The organism is Methylobacterium sp. J-092, from assembly GCF_022829325.1.
Classification (GTDB): domain Bacteria; phylum Pseudomonadota; class Alphaproteobacteria; order Rhizobiales; family Beijerinckiaceae; genus Methylobacterium.
The window spans coordinates 11,942-27,588 of record NZ_JAKSXU010000093.1 but is presented as its reverse complement, the minus strand read 5'-3'; the positions used below and the strand labels follow the sequence as shown (position 1 = coordinate 27,588).

Annotated in this window: 14 protein-coding genes; all 14 read right to left on the bottom strand. The window is 70.2% G+C overall.

The genetic code is table 11. From position 1 onward, the window contains the following. Window positions 1-113: 113 nt before the first annotated feature. Window positions 114-1,010, bottom strand: a complete 897-nt coding sequence (locus MKK60_RS10245; RefSeq protein ID WP_147842963.1) for a tetratricopeptide repeat protein — start codon at window positions 1,008-1,010, stop codon at window positions 114-116. Beyond that, window positions 997-2,727, bottom strand: coding sequence for a dihydroxy-acid dehydratase (gene ilvD / locus MKK60_RS10240; protein WP_147726211.1), 1,731 nt, complete (start codon window positions 2,725-2,727; stop codon window positions 997-999). The genes MKK60_RS10245 and ilvD overlap by 14 nt, the downstream gene beginning before the upstream one ends. A 357-nt stretch (window positions 2,728-3,084) precedes the next feature. After that, complete coding sequence (gene eutC / locus MKK60_RS10235) at window positions 3,085-3,864, bottom strand: ethanolamine ammonia-lyase subunit EutC (RefSeq protein ID WP_243985502.1); 780 nt, start codon at window positions 3,862-3,864, stop codon at window positions 3,085-3,087. Beyond that, window positions 3,861-5,243 carry an ethanolamine ammonia-lyase subunit EutB gene (locus MKK60_RS10230; protein ID WP_243985500.1) on the bottom strand — a complete coding sequence of 461 codons (1,383 nt, stop codon included), beginning with the start codon at window positions 5,241-5,243 and terminating at the stop codon, window positions 3,861-3,863. The genes eutC and MKK60_RS10230 overlap by 4 nt, the downstream gene beginning before the upstream one ends. A 66-nt stretch (window positions 5,244-5,309) precedes the next feature. Further along, the gene (locus MKK60_RS10225; RefSeq protein WP_243985498.1) at window positions 5,310-5,711 is read right to left on the bottom strand and encodes an HI0074 family nucleotidyltransferase substrate-binding subunit; all 402 of its coding nucleotides are present in this window, start codon (window positions 5,709-5,711) and stop codon (window positions 5,310-5,312) included. Beyond that, window positions 5,692-6,027, bottom strand: coding sequence for a nucleotidyltransferase domain-containing protein (locus tag MKK60_RS10220; RefSeq protein WP_243985496.1), 336 nt, complete (start codon window positions 6,025-6,027; stop codon window positions 5,692-5,694). The genes MKK60_RS10225 and MKK60_RS10220 overlap by 20 nt, the downstream gene beginning before the upstream one ends. Window positions 6,028-6,102: 75 nt before the next feature. Then, complete coding sequence (locus tag MKK60_RS10215) at window positions 6,103-6,963, bottom strand: transglutaminase-like domain-containing protein (protein ID WP_243934399.1); 861 nt, start codon at window positions 6,961-6,963, stop codon at window positions 6,103-6,105. An 85-nt stretch (window positions 6,964-7,048) separates the two neighbouring features. Beyond that, the gene (locus MKK60_RS10210; RefSeq protein WP_243985494.1) at window positions 7,049-7,663 is read right to left on the bottom strand and encodes a lactate utilization protein C; all 615 of its coding nucleotides are present in this window, start codon (window positions 7,661-7,663) and stop codon (window positions 7,049-7,051) included. Continuing rightward, window positions 7,660-9,243: a lactate utilization protein B gene (locus tag MKK60_RS10205; protein ID WP_243985492.1), complete on the bottom strand. Its 1,584-nt coding sequence runs from the start codon at window positions 9,241-9,243 to the stop codon at window positions 7,660-7,662. The genes MKK60_RS10210 and MKK60_RS10205 overlap by 4 nt, the downstream gene beginning before the upstream one ends. Further along, window positions 9,240-9,983: a (Fe-S)-binding protein gene (locus tag MKK60_RS10200; RefSeq protein ID WP_147726217.1), complete on the bottom strand. Its 744-nt coding sequence runs from the start codon at window positions 9,981-9,983 to the stop codon at window positions 9,240-9,242. The genes MKK60_RS10205 and MKK60_RS10200 overlap by 4 nt, the downstream gene beginning before the upstream one ends. Before the next feature lie 62 nt (window positions 9,984-10,045). After that, on the bottom strand, window positions 10,046-11,065 hold the full coding sequence (locus MKK60_RS10195; RefSeq protein WP_243985491.1) for an NADP-dependent oxidoreductase: 1,020 nt from the start codon (window positions 11,063-11,065) through the stop codon (window positions 10,046-10,048). Between the two features lie 72 nt (window positions 11,066-11,137). Continuing rightward, a complete protein-coding gene (gene poxB, locus MKK60_RS10190) occupies window positions 11,138-12,871 on the bottom strand; it encodes a ubiquinone-dependent pyruvate dehydrogenase (protein ID WP_243985485.1) in 1,734 nt (577 codons plus the stop codon). 80 nt (window positions 12,872-12,951) lie between these two features. Beyond that, window positions 12,952-13,551 carry a cysteine hydrolase family protein gene (locus MKK60_RS10185; protein WP_147726220.1) on the bottom strand — a complete coding sequence of 200 codons (600 nt, stop codon included), beginning with the start codon at window positions 13,549-13,551 and terminating at the stop codon, window positions 12,952-12,954. Between the two features lie 61 nt (window positions 13,552-13,612). Next, the gene (gene lepA / locus MKK60_RS10180; RefSeq protein ID WP_147726221.1) at window positions 13,613-15,418 is read right to left on the bottom strand and encodes a translation elongation factor 4; all 1,806 of its coding nucleotides are present in this window, start codon (window positions 15,416-15,418) and stop codon (window positions 13,613-13,615) included. Window positions 15,419-15,647 lie beyond the last annotated feature (229 nt).

Here is a 15,647-nt window from a genome sequence, read left to right as displayed (position 1 = left end):
CGGTTCAGCGCGTCTCCCTCCCCCCTCGGCGGGGAGGGAGGAACCCGTGCCGGGTTCGATTCGCGTCGCGGGATATGACGTCGCCCCGGCCGGGCCGTCGTGCCCGCCCGGGTTCAGCGGCGGCGCTTGATCGAGCCCACCGTCTGCACCTGGGCCTGCGCCTCGGCGCGGTCCTCGTCGCTGGCCGCTGCCCAGTTCTTCTCGTAGAGCGCGACGATCCACGCGTCCTTGCGCCCCTCGACGCCCTCGCGGGCCAGCGAGAGCCACATCAGGCCACGGGCGCGCTGCACCGGCACGCCGCCCATGCCGTTCATCAGCATGTCGCCCAAGAGCGCCTGGGCCGGGTGGTGGCCCTTCTCGGCGGCGAGGTTGAACCAGCGCGCGGCCTGGCGCGCGTCGGCCTCGACGCCGGTGCCGTCGAGGTAGAGGCGGGCGAGGTTGTACTGCGCGTTCGGGTCGCCGAAATACGACGCCGCGTAGTTGAACATGTCGTAGGCCCGCTCGGGGTTCGGGCGCACGTAGGTGCCCTTGATCCCGTCGAGGAAGTAGCTGCCGAGCGCGGTGAAGGCGCTCGCCGTCACCGCCGAGGTCTGCGCGTCGGGCCCGTCGTCGGTGCCGGAATCGGCGATCCGCGAAAAGAACTCGAACGCCTTCAGGTCGTCGTGCGGGACGCCGTCGCCCTCGGCGTACATCCGGCCGAGCTTCCACAGGGCGAGCGCGTGGCCCTGGTCGGCGGCGTATTCGAGCGCGCGGGCCGCGCCCTCCTTGTCGCCGGCATTGTACTCGCGCACGCCGGCCCGCAGCGCGTCCTTGGCGCTGCGGTAGCTCTTCTCCGGCACGGGCGTGCGGACGCTGGCGTCGAGCGCCTCCGTCGCCGGCGTGCCGGCGAGCAGGGTCGCGACCGCCGTCGCGGCGAGCGCGAGGCCGCGCAAGTGCACGTTCAGCCCGCCGCGGGACCGACGGGGATCGGCCCGGTCCGGCCGGTCGCGGTCGGTCCTAGACGTCCGCATAGCTCTGGATCTCCTCGGCGCCGCCCGGATGGGTCACGGCGCCGTTCACGGCGGGTCCGACGGTCTGCGCGTACTTCCAGAGGTAGCCGGAGGTCGCGGAATTGGTCCGCGGCGTCCACGCCTTGCGGCGCGCGTCGAGCTCGGCGTCGGAGAGCGCCACGTCGAGGGTGCCCTTGATCGCGTCGAGCGTGATCATGTCGCCGTCGCGCAGCAGCCCGATCGGCCCGCCCACCGCCGCCTCGGGCCCGACATGGCCGACGCAGAAGCCGCGGGTGGCGCCGGAGAAGCGCCCGTCGGTGATGAGGGCGACCTTGTCGCCCATGCCCTGGCCGTAGAGCGCGGCGGTGGTGGACAGCATCTCGCGCATGCCGGGGCCGCCCTTCGGGCCCTCGTAGCGGATCACCAGGACCTCGCCCTCCTTGTAGGTGCGCTTCTGGACGGCCTCGAAGCAGGCCTCCTCGCCGTCGAACACCCGCGCCGGGCCGGTGAAGACCTGCTTGTCCAGCGGCATGCCGGCGACCTTCACGATCGCGCCCTCGGTGGCGAGGTTGCCCTTGAGGCCGACGACGCCGCCGGTCGGGGTGATCGGGCTGCCGGCCGAGCGGACCACGTCCTGGTCTGGGTTCCAGCGGACGTGCTCCATGTTCTCGGCGATGGTGCGGCCGGTCACCGTCATGCAGTCGCCGTGGATGAAGCCGTGGTCGAGCAGGGTCTTGATCAGGAGCGGGATGCCGCCGACCTCGAACATGTCCTTGGCGACGTAGCGGCCGCCCGGCTTCAGGTCGGCGACGTAGGGCGTGCGCCGGAAGATCTCGGCGACGTCGAACAGGTCGAACTTGATCCCGCACTCGTGCGCGATCGCCGGCAGGTGGAGCGCGGCGTTGGTCGAGCCGCCCGAGGCAGCCACCGCGGCGGCGGCGTTCTCCAGGGACTTGCGGGTGACGATGTCGCGCGGGCGGATGTTCTTGGCCAGCAGCTCCATCACCTTCTCGCCGGCGGTGGCGCAGAACTGGTCGCGGATCTCGTAAGGCGCCGGCGCGCCGGCCGAGTAGGGCAGCGCAAGGCCGATCGCCTCGGAAACGGTGGCCATGGTGTTGGCGGTGAACTGCGCGCCGCAGGCGCCGGCCGAGGGGCAGGCGACCTGCTCGAGCTCGTCGAGGTCGTCGAGGCTCATGTCGCCGACCGCGACCTTGCCGACCGCCTCGAACAGGTCCTGCACGGTGACCGGGCGGCCGCGGAACGAGCCCGGCAGGATCGAGCCGCCGTAGATGAAGATCGACGGCACGTTGAGGCGCACCATCGCCATCATCATGCCCGGCAGCGACTTGTCGCAGCCGGCGAGGCCGACCAGGGCGTCGTAGGCGTGGCCGCGCATGGTCAGCTCGACGGAATCGGCGATGACCTCGCGCGACGGCAGCGAGGCGCGCATGCCGGCGTGCCCCATGGCGATGCCGTCGGTGACGGTGATGGTGCAGAACTCGCGCGGGGTGCCATGGGCGGCCGCTACGCCCTTCTTCACCGCCTGCGCCTGGCGCATCAGCGAGATGTTGCACGGGGCGGCCTCGTTCCAGCACGACGCCACGCCGACGAGCGGCTGGTGGATCTGCTGCTTGGTCAGGCCCATCGCATAGAGATACGAGCGGTGCGGCGCGCGGTCGGCCCCCTCCGTGACGTGGCGGCTCGGCAGCTTCGACTTGTCGTTCGTAGGCGCGTCCATGACCTGTCCCGCACCCCCGGGTCCGCTACGCATCGGCCGATCCCCGGCAGGGTGCGAACGACCGTCCCGCAGCGTCGACCGACGTTGCGCGAGGAGGCTCGACCACGCTCTTGGAATCGCTCGCAACCGAGCGGTAACCGGTTGGGGGAAAAGCCGTTTACCGCGGATGCTGAGGTGGTCCCGGTTTATGGCGGGATCGCGGCGGTTGAAGGCAGGTCTCGGGGCAAACCCGGGATGCTTTCGCGGTGTTGCGACATCGCCACAGCCGCGCTTGCGCCGCGAATACTTGGTCGCTCCCGAGCCCGGCGCCCCGGTGAACCGTCGGCCGAGCGAATGCTGGGACGTCGAGCGGGGCGCTCAGGGCTGCGGCAGGGACCGCGTCGGCTCGGGGGCGGCGAGCGCGGCGTCGCTCTCGTCCTTCAGGGACACGCCGGTCAGCCCGCGGGCGAAGGCCTGGGTCAGGAGCCAGTCAAGCTTGAACGCGGCGAGCGGGTGCGAGAGCCCGGCGGGGCGGACGTTCGAGATGCAGTTGCGCTCGGCGTCCGAGCGGCCGGGGCGCGGCGCGAAGGTGAGGTAGATCCCGAGGCTGTCGGGCGAGGACAGGCCGGGACGCTCGCCGATCAGCACCGCCACCGCGCGGGCCTTGAGGGCGCTGCCGACGGCGTCGCCGAGCGCGACGCGGGCCTGCGTTGCGACGACCACCGGCGCGAGCCGCCAGCCGGCCCCGTCGGCATGCGGCTTGAAGGCCGCAAGGAAACCGGCCGCGCCCTCGTGCACGGCACGGGCCGACAACCCGTCGGCGACGACGATCGCGAGATCGACCGGATCGCCGGCGGCCTGCTCGAGGGCCTGGCGGCCCTCCTCCGCCAAGGCGCGCCCGAAGTCGGGCCGGCGCAGGTAGGTCGCGCGGTCGGCCGCCCGCGAGGCGACCCGGAGCGTCGCGAAACCCAACGCCGCGATCGCCCGTGCGACCGCATCTGCATCCATCGGCGCGTGCACGGCGTCGCGGGCCTGGGCGTGGGCGAGGCCGAAGCGCAGGACCTCGCGGGTCGGCAGGCCGCTCCCGGCCCGCCCGAGGCCGATCCGGGCGGGCGTCAGCCCGGCGAGCCGCGCCCAGACCTTCGCGTCCTCGCTCATGCGGCGAGCCCCGAAGCGTCGGCGAGCAGCGGCGATCCCAGCTCCGCGGGCAGCAGCCTGCCGTGATCGTCCGTCATCCCGAGGGCGTGCAGCCACGCCTCGAACTCGGGGGCGCGCTTGAGGCCCAGAACCTCGCGGACGTAGAGGGAGTCGTGGAACGAGGTGGATTGGTAGTTCAGCATCACGTCGTCGGCGCCGGGCACGCCCATCACGTAGGTGCAGCCGGCCGCCCCCAGCAGCGTCAGCAGCACGTCCATGTCGTTCTGGTCGGCCTCGGCGTGGTTGGTGTAGCAGACGTCCACGCCGAGCGGGACGCCCATCAGCTTGCCGCAGAAGTGGTCCTCGAGCCCGGCGCGGATGATCTCCTTGCCGTCGTAGAGGTATTCCGGCCCGATGAAGCCGACGACGGTGTTGACGAGAAGCGGCCGGAACGGGCGCGCCACCGCGTAGGCCCGCGCCTCCAGCGTCTGCTGGTCGATGCCGTGATGGGCGTTCGCGGACAGCGCCGAGCCCTGCCCGGTCTCGAAGTACATGCCGTTGTCGCCGACCGTCCCGCGCTTCAGCGCCAGCATCGCCTCGTGCGCCTCCTTCAGGATCGCCAGCGTGACGCCGAACCCGGCATTGGCGCCCTGCGTGCCGGCGATCGACTGGAACACGAGGTCGACCGGCAGCCCACGGTTCATCGCCTCGAGGGTGGTGGTGACGTGGGTCAGCACGCAGCCCTGCGTCGGGATCGCATGGCGCTGGATGATCGCGTCGAGGAGGTGGAGGAGCTTGCCCAGCGCGGCCACCGAGTCCGAGGCCGGGTTGATGCCGATCACCGCGTCGCCGCAGCCGTAGGACAACCCGTCGAGGATCGCCGCCGTGATCCCGGCGGGATCGTCGGTCGGGTGGTTCGGCTGCAGCCGCACGGCCATCGTGCCGGGCAGGCCGATGGTGTTGCGGAACCGGGTCACCACCCGGCACTTCCGGGCGATCAGGATCAGGTCCTGGTTGCGCGAGATCTTCGAGACCGCCGCCGCCATCTCCGGCGTGATCCCGGGCGCGATTCGCGCCAGCGTCTCGCTGGTCGCGACGAGCAGGAATTCGCGAAAGTCGCCGACGGTGAGGTGCGCGATCTCGGCGAACGCCGCCGCATCGTGGCCGTCGAGGATCAGCCGGGTGACGTCATCGTCCTCGTAGGCGATCAGGGGCTTGGCCAGGATCTCGCGCAGCGGCACGTCGGCGAGGCACCAGCGCGCGGCCGACCCCTCCTCCGCCGATTCCGCGGCGAGCCCCGCGAGCCGGTCGCCGGAGCGGACCGGCGTCGCCTTCGCCATCAGCTCGGCAAGGTCGGCGAACGCCCAGCTGCGCGGGCCGACGACGTGGCGGTAGGCCATGGCATGCTCCTGACGCCGATGCCGGCTTCCGCTGCGCGAGAGGTGGGAAGCGGCGTCCCCATCCTGTCAGATCGTGCGGTAGCGCTGCGCGAGAAAATCGAAGGTGGTTCGGATGAGCGGCGTGACCTTGGCGATGTCTCGATAGTTGGCCGCCACGAGCTCGTCCGACAGGTAGGCGTGGGATGTGGTGTTGCGGTGATCGAGCATGTCGAGCCAGACCGCCTCGTCGTGTAGCCAGCCGATCCGGAAGGCCTCCTTCACGCTGTCGCGCGGCGTCTTCGGGCTCAGGCCCTCGAATTCGAGGGCGCGCTTCAGGGTCTTCCAGACCAGCTCGATCGTGATCTCGAAGCGGTGGATGGTGCCTTCGAAGACGAGCTCGCCATCCGTCGGGATCGTCAGCGCACGCTCGAGATTGGCGACGGCGCGGCCGAGATTGCCCAGGCTGTCGTCAAGCTTCCGCGCGCTCATAGATCGTGACTCCCTGCGCCAGGACGCGATCCTTGAGTGCGCTCGGCATCGTGTCGAGCCGGGTCATCGAAATCCGATAGAGCGTGGGAAACCGCGCGATCCCGTCGCGAAGCCGCGCCATCGCCGCCGGGTCGAGGCCCGGTGCCTCGATGGCGACATCGATGTCGGACCGGGCATCGTGATCGCCCGCGGCGCGCGACCCGAACACAATGATCGCCCGCACCGCGGGATGGGCCGCCACCGTCTCGATCGCGGCCCGCGCGCTGTCCGGGATGTCGACCGGTCGGTGCTGATGATCGTTGATCGCGCGCGACACGGCATCGCTCCTTTGCCGGGGCTATCGATCCCTTCCTAACACGGACGGGCGATCCGGCGCATCGATGGCGGCGGTTCAGGCCGCGCCCGCATGCGGCGCCGGCACCTCCGTCGAGATCGCGTCGACCGTGCGCTGGGGCGGGCTGCCGAGGCCGTCCGAGCGCGTGATGCGGATCTGCTGGTTGACCGGCTGCATGTTGCCGTAGGGCGTCGAGAACGCGATCTCGGCGGCATCCCGGCCGACGCCGATGCGCACCAGGCCGTCGAGATCGGCCTGGCGGGTCGCGTCGAACAGCCACCAGCGCCCGTCGAGATAGGCCTCGAACACCGCGTGGAAGTCGCTCGGCACCAGGCCGTGCGCGTAGCAGGACACGAAGCGGGCGGGGATGCCCAGCGCGCGGCAGAAGGCGGTGCCGATATGCGCGAAGTCGCGGCACACGCCCGCGCGCTTGAGCAGGCTCTCGTCGGCGGTGGTCTCGCCGTCGCTGGTGCCCGGCTTGTAGGTCATGTGGTCGTGGATCCAGTTGCAGATCTGGTTGACCCGTTGATGCCCCTTCGGCAGCGCGCCGAACTCGGCCTGGGCGAACGGCGTCAGCCGATCGGACGAGACGAAGCGGCTCGGCAGCAGGAACGGCAGGATGTCGAGCGGCAGCGCCGAGATCGGCGTCTCGTTGATCGTCGCCGGGTCGGCCCGGTGGACGGTGAGCTCGACCTCGGCGTTGTATTCCAGCGCGAACTGGCCCATCGGCACGTTGACGCCGAGGTAACGGTTGAGCAGATCGGGCGTCGTGTAGATGTCGCGCTTCAGGTTCGGCGTCAGCACGAGGGATTCGCTGAGAATCTCAAGGCTTCGCAGGCGCGCGACCTCCAGGTTGAAGATGAAGGTCGTGTCCGAAAGGATGTTGTAGGACAGGCTGCAGCCGAGAGTGTAGCGCATCGGGCCTCCGTAGCGTTGCCGAGGGTCTAGCCCAAGCAAGGAGCACGCCCGTTCCGAGGTTCCCCGAGCTCGACGGCGCGATCGATCAGGCGGCCCGAACGTCGCGGCGCGGCAACAGGACGACGGTCAGCGAGCGCACGCCCTGCGCCCCGTGGATCAATACGCCCTCGATGTCGGCGGTGGCGGAGGGGCCGGTGTGCAGGACGGCGTAGGCCGCCCCGGCGAAGTCCGGCCGCTTGTAGGCCGCCTGGACGTTGACGACGATGTCGGCGGGGTCGAGCAGCACCACGAGGTGCTGGGCGAGGTAGGCCACCGCGTTCACCACCAGCTCGGCCTCGGTGAACAACACCGATCCGGTCTCGGCGATGCCGAAGCGGGCGCGCACGATCGCGACGTCGACGTCGTCGACCGCCTGCGGCCGGGTGACGGCGGAGAGGTCGCGGTTGCCGGCATGTTCCGGCACGGCGGAAGCGACGACCTTCGCCGCGTCCAGGCGCTCGCGCACGTGGCCGAGCGGATCGCCGGCGTGGCCGGCCTCGACCACGCGCCCGCCCATGCGCTTCAGCGCCTCGGTGAAGGCCGCGACGTGGTCGTCGGCGACCAGCGGGGCGAAGACCGGGACCTGCGGCAGCGGGTGGTCGCCGGCCGGCCGGTTCCGGCGGATCGCGGCCAGCGTCGCCGCGCGGGTGCCGGCGCTCACGACACGTCTTTCTTCGCCGCGCCGGCCATGCGGTTCTGCTTGTACCAGGCGTGGAAGCTCTGCTTCGGGGCGTCGGGCATCTCGCGCTTCTTCCCCCAGGTGTTGAGCGGGTTGTAGACGGCGAAGCGCGGCAGCGCGCGCAGCGCCGAATCCGCCGTGCCGATCGCCGCGCGGTAGGCGGCCGGGCGGCTCAGCACCGCGCCGGCCGCCTTCATCATGCCCTGCTTCAGGAGCGGGATCTGGTGCTCCTCGGCCAGCACCTTGCGCCAGGCGAAGATCTGCTCGTGGATGTTGATCTTCACCGGGCAGACGTTGGTGCAGGAGCCGTTCATCGTCGAGGAGAACGGCAGCGTCGAGTATTTCCGCTTGTTGAAGGTCGGGTCGATGATCAGGCCGATCGGCCCGGAATAGGTCGCCCCGTAGGAGAGCCCGCCCGAGCGGCGGTAGACCGGGCAGGTGTTCATGCAGGCGCCGCAGCGGATGCATTTCAGCGAGGTCCAGAACTCCTCCATGCCGAGGCGCTCGGAGCGGCCGTTGTCGACCAGCACGTAGTGCATCTCGGTGCCCGGCCGCGGCCCGCGGAAATGCGAGGTGTACTGGGTGATCGGCGAGCCGAGCGCCGAGCGAGACAGCAGCCGGATGAAGACGCCGAGATCCTCGATGCGCGGGATGATCTTCTCGATGCCGATCGAGTGGATCTGCAGCAGCGGCACGTTGCCGGAGAGGTCGGCGTTGCCCTCGTTGGTGCAGGTGACGACCGTGCCGGTCTCAGCGATGGCGAAGTTGCAGCCGGTCATCCCGGCATCGGCGTTGAGGATGTAGGGGCGCGTGGTCTCGCGCTGGCTCTCGGCGAGGTAGTGGGCGTCGTCGTTGTCCGGGTCGGTGCCCAGCGTCTTCGCGAAGACCTCGGCGACGTCCATTCGGGTCTTGTGGACGGCCGGCGCCACGATGTGGCTCGGCTCCTCGTTGTCGAGCTGCTGGATGCGCTCGCCGAGATCAGTCTCGATGATCTCGATCCCGCTGGCCGCCATGTGGTGCCGGAAGCCGCACTCCTCGGTGAGCATCGACTTCGACTTCACCAGCGTCCTCGCGCCGTGGCTGCGGAGGATCTCGAGCACGATGCGGTTGTGGTCGGCCCCGTCCGCGGCCCAGTGGACGTGGACGCCGTTGGCCTTCGCCGCCGCCTCGAACTGCTCGAGATAGGTATCGAGGCGGCTCAGCGTGTGCGCCTTGATGCTCGAGGCGATCTCGCGAAGCTCCTCCCATTCGGGGATGCCGTGGGCCGAGACGTCGCGCTTCTTGCGCAGGTCCCACAGGCGCTCGTCGTGCGCCGCCTGATGCAGCGGCGCGGCGAGGAAGCGCTCGGCGGCCTCGCCCTGGTCGATCGGCCGGTTGCCGCGGATCTTGGCCCCGCGCGGCTGCGGCTCGCGCGTCTTCGGCGCGGCGATCGGCTTCGAGGCCGCCTCGGCGTGCTGGAGGCGGCCGCCGTCCTGGTGGCGCTCGCTCTCGTCGACGGGCGCGCGGACCTCGGGATGGATCATGCCGCCGGTCTCGCGGGGCGTGAGATCTTCGATGCTCATGCGGCGGCTCCGTTGAGGACCTGCGCGATGTGGATGTACTTCAGCGGCACGCCGAGGCGCTCGGCGCAGCCCTTCTGGTGCATCATGCACGAGGAATCGGCCGAGACGACGTAGGCCGCCCCGGCGCGCGCCTGATCGGTCACCTTGTCGTAGCCCATCTTGGCGGAGACCGCCGGCTCGAACACCGAGAAGGTGCCGCCGAAGCCGCAGCACTCGTCGGGCCGCGTCAGCGACACGATCTCGATGCCCTTCACCTTGGAGAGCAGGTCGAGCGGCTTCGAGTAGGGCGGCGCGACGATCTCGGAGGGCCGGGCGTGGTGGATGCCGCGCAGGGCATTGCAGTTCGAGTGGTAGGCGACCTTGTGCGGGAACGACGCCCAGGGGAACTCCTCGATCTTCAGCACGTCGTGCAGGAACTCGACCAGCTCGAAGGTCTTGCGCCGCACGCCGACCACCTCCTCCGTCTGCGGGATCGCGGTGAGGTGCTCGCGGACCTGGTGCACGCAGCTGCCCGAGGGCGCGACGACGTAATCGAACGGGGCGAAGTTCTTGACGAACAGGGCTTCCGTGGCGGCGGCCTCGGCGTGGCAGCCGGTGTTGGTCATCGGCTGGCCGCAGCAGGTCTGGTCGAACGGGTACGCCACGTCGAGCCCGAGTCGCTCCAGCAGTTCGAGCGTGGCGATGCCGACCTCCGGCTCGAAGGCGTCGACGTAACAGGGGACGAACAGTCCGATCCGCATGTTCCTGCCATCTTCCTCGGCCGATTCCCCCGGCCGTCCGCGTCGGCCGTTCGCCGACGCCCTCAGGCGCCGACCTCGACCAGCAGCTTGCCGAAGTTGCCGCCGGTGTAGAGGCTGTCGAGGTGCTCGAGCGCCCGCTCGAGGCCCGGCCGGACGTCCTGCCGGGTCTTGATCCGGCCTTCCGCCATCCAGCCGCCGAGCGCCTGCACCGCCTCGTCCCAGCGCGCGGCGTAGTCGGTGACGATGAAGCCCTGCACCGTAAGCCGGCGCATCAGCATTTGCCGCCACGCCGCGGACGCCGCCGGCCCCGGGCGCTCCGCGGTGTCGTTGTAGGAGGCGATCAGGCCGCACAGCGGCATCCGCCCGAACAGGCGCATCCGGGCGAACACCGCGTCGGAGACCGCCCCCCCGACCTGCTCGAAGTTGATGTCGACGCCGTCGGGCGCCAGCGCGTCGAGACGGGCGCCGACATCCTCGTTGCGGTAGTCGATCGCGGCGTCGAACCCGAGCTCGTCGACGACGAACCGGCACTTTTCCGGGCCGCCGGCGATGCCGATCACCCGGCAGCCCTTGATCTTGCCGATCTGCCCGACGATCTGGCCGACGCCGCCGGCGGCGGCCGAGACCACCAGGGTCTCGCCGGCCTTGGGGTGGCCGATGTCGAGCAGGCCGAAATACGCTGTCGAGCCGACGAGGCCGAACACGCCGAAGCCCACCGAGAGCGGCACGCCCGGCGGCAGGGCCAGGGGCTGCAGGCCCTGGCCGTCGGTGACCATGTGGTCGGCCCAGGCGCCCATCCCGGCATAGAGCGCGCCGACCTCGACCCCGTCCTTCCGACTCTCGACCACCCGGCCGGCGACGAGGCCCCGCATCGGCTCGCCGAGGCCGACCGGCGGCATGTACTGCTCGGCGTCGCTCATCCAGATCCGGTTCGTCGGATCGAGCGACAGGTACAGGACCTGCAGCAGGAACTGCCCGGGCTGCAGCTCGGGCAGCGCCTCCGAGCCGTAGGCGAGGTCGCCCTCGGCGATCGTGCCGACGGGGCGGCGCGCGAGGCGCCAGATGTTCCGCTGCCGGGCCATGCGCGCCCTCCCGTATGTCTCGAACGCGCCATGCGCGCGCCGCGGCGCGCCCTGGAACGATTTCAATCCGGTCTATCGAATCAGGTTGGTCTTGGCGAGGTCGAGGACCGCGTCACCGCGTCCGCTCATCACCGCGCGCAGCATGTAGAGGCTGAAGCCCTTGACCTGCTGCCCGTCGATCTTGGGCGGGATCGACAGCTCGTTGCGCGCCACCGCCACGTCGAGCAGCGACGGGCCGTCGAAGGCCAGGAACTCGCGGATCGCGCCCTCCAGCTCGCCCGGATCCTCGACGCGGATCGCGAAGATGCCGGCCGCCCGCGACATCGCGGCGAAGTCGGGGTTGTCCAGCGCGACGCCGGTCTCGAGGTAGCCCGCGGCCTTCATCTCCATCTCGACGAAGCCGAGCGAGCCGTTATTGAACACCACCACCTTCAGCGGCAGCCGATGCTGGCGCAGCGTCAGGAAGTCGCCCATCAGCATGCTGAAGCCGCCGTCGCCGCACAGCGCGATCACCTCGCGCCGGGGCGAGGCGGCCTGGACGCCGATGCCCTGCACCATGGCGTTGGCCATCGAGCCGTGCACCCAGGAGCCGATGAGCCGGCGCCGGCCGTTCATCTTGAGGTAGCGCGCCGCCCAGATCGTCGGGGTGCCGACGTCGGCGGTGAAGACCGCGTCGTCGGCCGCCGCCTCGCTCAGGAGCCGCGTGAGGTGCTGCGGGTGGATCGGCTTGCGGCCGGGCTTGCCCTCCGCCAGCTCGTCGAGGCCGGCGCGCGCCTTGGCGTAGTGCTTGAGGCTGCCGTCGAGCCAGGCGCGGTCGGTCTTGACCGCGAGCTTTGGCAGCAGCGCCCGGATCGTGGCGCCGACGTCGCCGACGAGGCCGAGGTCGAGCCGGCAGCGGCGCCCGAGCTCCTCCGGGCGCAGGTCCACCTGCGCCACCTTCGCGTCGGCCGGGTAGAACTGCTTGTAGGGAAAGCCGGTGCCGAGCATCAGCAGGGTCTCGCAGCCGTGCATGGCCGCGTAGCCGGACGAGAACCCGATCAGCCCGGTCATGCCGACGTCGTAGGGGTTGTCGTACTCGACGTATTCCTTGCCGCCGAGCGCGTGGACGATCGGGCTCTTCAGGGCCTCGGCCAGCTGCAGCAGCTCGGCATGCGCGCCCGCGCAGCCTCGCCCGCAGAGCAGCGTGATCTTCTTCGCGCCGTTGAGGAGCGCAGCGAGCGCGTCCAGGTCGGCCTCGGCCGGCCGCACCACGGGCTTCGGGGGCACGAGGCCGGCCTTCGTCGCGACCGCGCGGGCCGGCGCGTCCTTGAGCGCGACGTCGCCGGGGATGACGACGACCGCGACGCCGCGCTGCCCGATCGCGGCGCGCATCGCGTTCTCCAGCACGTAGGGAAGCTGGGCGGGGTCGGAGACCTGCTCGCAGTAGTGGCTGCAGCCGCGGAACAGCTCGGTCGGGTGCGTCTCCTGAAAGTAGCCCGAGCCGATCTCGGCCGACGGGATGTGCGCCACGATCGCCAGGACGGGCGTGCGCGAGCGGTGGCAATCGTAGAGGCCGTTGATGAGGTGGACGTGGCCGGGGCCGCACGAGCCGGCGCAGACCGCGAGCTCGCCGGTGATCTGGCTCTCGGCGCCGGCCGCGAATGCCCCGGATTCCTCGTGGCGGACGTGGATCCACGCGATCACGCCGCGGGCCCGGATCGCTTCGGTGATCGCGTTCAGGCTGTCGCCGACGACCCCGTAGATGCGCCGGACGCCGGCTTCCTGCAGGGTCTCGACGACGTGGTCGGCGACGGTGGTGATCCGCATCGGTTCGGCTCCGGTTTTCGGAGGGCGAACCTTTTGCGGTGCAGCGCGGTTCCGGCTCGTGGATCGGGGCCGGTGACGGCTCAATCGCCGATGTCGCTCACGCGCGGCGCCACGACGGCGAAGAGATCGGCGAGCGCGGCGAGGCTCGCGGCCTGCACCGCGGCCGCCGCCACCACGGATCCGTCGGGTGCCGGCAGGTCGCGGGTGGCTGTGGTCGACGCGACCACCGTCGGCTTGAAGCCGAGGCTGAAGGCGGCGCGCGCCGTGGAGTTGACGCACATATGCGTCATGAAGCCAGCGACGATCAGGTCTGTGACACCGAGCGCTTTCAAACGCGCTTCGAGATCAGTGCCGACGAAGGCGCTCGGATAGGCCTTCGTGACGATCGCCTCGTCACCCTCGGGCGCGACCGGGTCGGCGAACTGTCCGATCGGCGCAGTCAGGTCGTAGGGCGAGCCCGGCCCGGCATCGTGCCGAACGTGGATGATCGGAATGCCGGCGCCCCGCGCCCGCGCGAGCAGCCCCCTCGCCTCCGCGATGGCGGGCTCGACGTTCTCGAGGCGCATCACGCCATCCAGATAGGTGTTTTGAAGGTCGATCATCAGCAGGGCCGAACCCGCGAGGCCCGCCGGTTCAGCGCCGAGACCAGACAGACCGCGCAACGTCTTGAGATCGGTCACCGCGCGTCTCCCGCCTCGATCGGTCTGCCGCTTTCAGCGCTGAAGCGTAGGGCCAAAAAGCTCAATCGTCCATCTTCAGCGCGGCGATGAACGCCTCCTGCGGGATCTCGACGCGCCCGAACTGGCGCATCTTCTTCTTGCCTTCCTTCTGCTTGTCCAGGAGCTTGCGCTTGCGCGAGATGTCGCCGCCGTAGCACTTGGCGGTCACGTCCTTGGACAGCGCCTTGATGGTCTCGCGGGCGATGATCTTGCCGCCGAGCGCCGCCTGGACCGGGATCTGGAACAGGTGGCGCGGGATCAGGTCCTTCAGCTTCTCGCACATGGCGCGGCCGCGATGCTCGGCGCGGGAGCGGTGGACCAGCATCGAGAGGGCGTCGACCGGCTCGGCGTTGACGAGGATCGACATCTTGACGAGGTCGCCCTCGCGATAATCGGAGATGTGGTAGTCGAACGACGCGTAGCCCTTCGAGATCGACTTGAGGCGGTCGTAGAAGTCGAACACCACCTCGTTCAGCGGCAGGTCGTAGACGACCATGGCGCGCTTGCCCACGTAGTTGAGGTCGACCTGCGTGCCGCGCCGGTCCTGGCACAGCTTGAGCACGCCGCCGAGGTAGTCGTCCGGCGTGAGGATGGTGGCGCGGATCCACGGCTCCTCGATCGCCGTGATCTTCATCACGTCGGGCATGTCGGCCGGGTTGTGCAGCTCCTTCACCGTGCCGTCGGTCATCTGAAGGTGGTAGACGACGGAGGGCGCGGTCGAGATCAGGTCGAGGTTGAACTCGCGCTCCAGGCGCTCCTGGATGATCTCGAGGTGCAGGAGCCCGAGGAAGCCGCAGCGGAAGCCGAAGCCGAGCGCGGCGGAGGTCTCCATCTCGTAGGAGAACGACGCGTCGTTGAGCCGGAGCTTGCTCATGGCGCTGCGCAGGGTCTCGAACTCGGCCGCGTCGACGGGGAACAGCCCGCAGAACACCACCGACTGCACGTCCTTGAAGCCCGGCAGCATCTCCTTGCACGGGCGCTTGTCCTCCGTGAGCGTGTCGCCGACGCGGGTGTCGGCGACCTCCTTGATCGAGCCGGTGAAGAAGCCGACCTCGCCCGGCCCGAGCTCGCCGATGTCGGCCATCTTCGGCCGGAACACGCCGATCTTGTCGACGCCGTGCACCGCGTCGGCCCGCATCATGCGGATGTTCATGCCCTTCTTGAGCACGCCGTCGACGATGCGCACCAGCACGACGACGCCGAGGTAGACGTCGTACCAGCTGTCCACCAGCAGCGCCTTGAGGGGCGCGTCGCGGTCGCCCTTGGGCGGCGGCAGGCGCTTGACGATGGCCTCCAGCACCGCCTCGATGTTGAGGCCGCTCTTGGCCGAGATCGCGACCGCTTCCGAGGCGTCGATGCCGATCACCTCCTCGATCTGCGCGCGGATGCGCTCCGGCTCGGCGGCCGGCAGGTCGATCTTGTTGAGGACCGGGACGATCTCGTGGTTGGCGTCGAGCGCCTGGTAGACGTTGGCCAGCGTCTGCGCCTCGACGCCCTGGCTCGCATCCACCACCAGCAGCGAGCCCTCGCAGGCGGCGAGCGAGCGCGAGACCTCGTAGGCGAAGTCGACGTGGCCGGGCGTGTCCATCAGGTTGAGGACGTAGTTCTTCCCGTCCTCGGCCTTGTATTCCAGGCGCACGGTCTGCGCCTTGATGGTGATGCCGCGCTCCTTCTCGATGTCCATCGAGTCGAGCATCTGCTCGCTCATGTCGCGCAGCGCCACGGTGCCCGTCGTCTGGATCAGGCGGTCGGCGAGCGTCGACTTGCCGTGGTCGATATGCGCGACGATCGAGAAGTTGCGGATGTTGTCGATCGGCGTAGTCGTCATCGATGCGGATCTCCGGCGCGCGTGCGGCCGGCCGAAGGGCCATCGCTGCGCGCCGTCTGATGTGAGGAGGCGGTGTCGGTCGCCCGCGGGATAGCAGCCGCGGGGGAGAGCGCCAAGCGCGGGTGTCGTCGCGGGGCGAAAGAGGGCGTGCGGAGGCCGGGCGGACCCGCTCCGCGCCTCGGCCCTTCGGTTTCCGCACGTTCCGCCCTATTTAGAGAGCTTCCCTCCG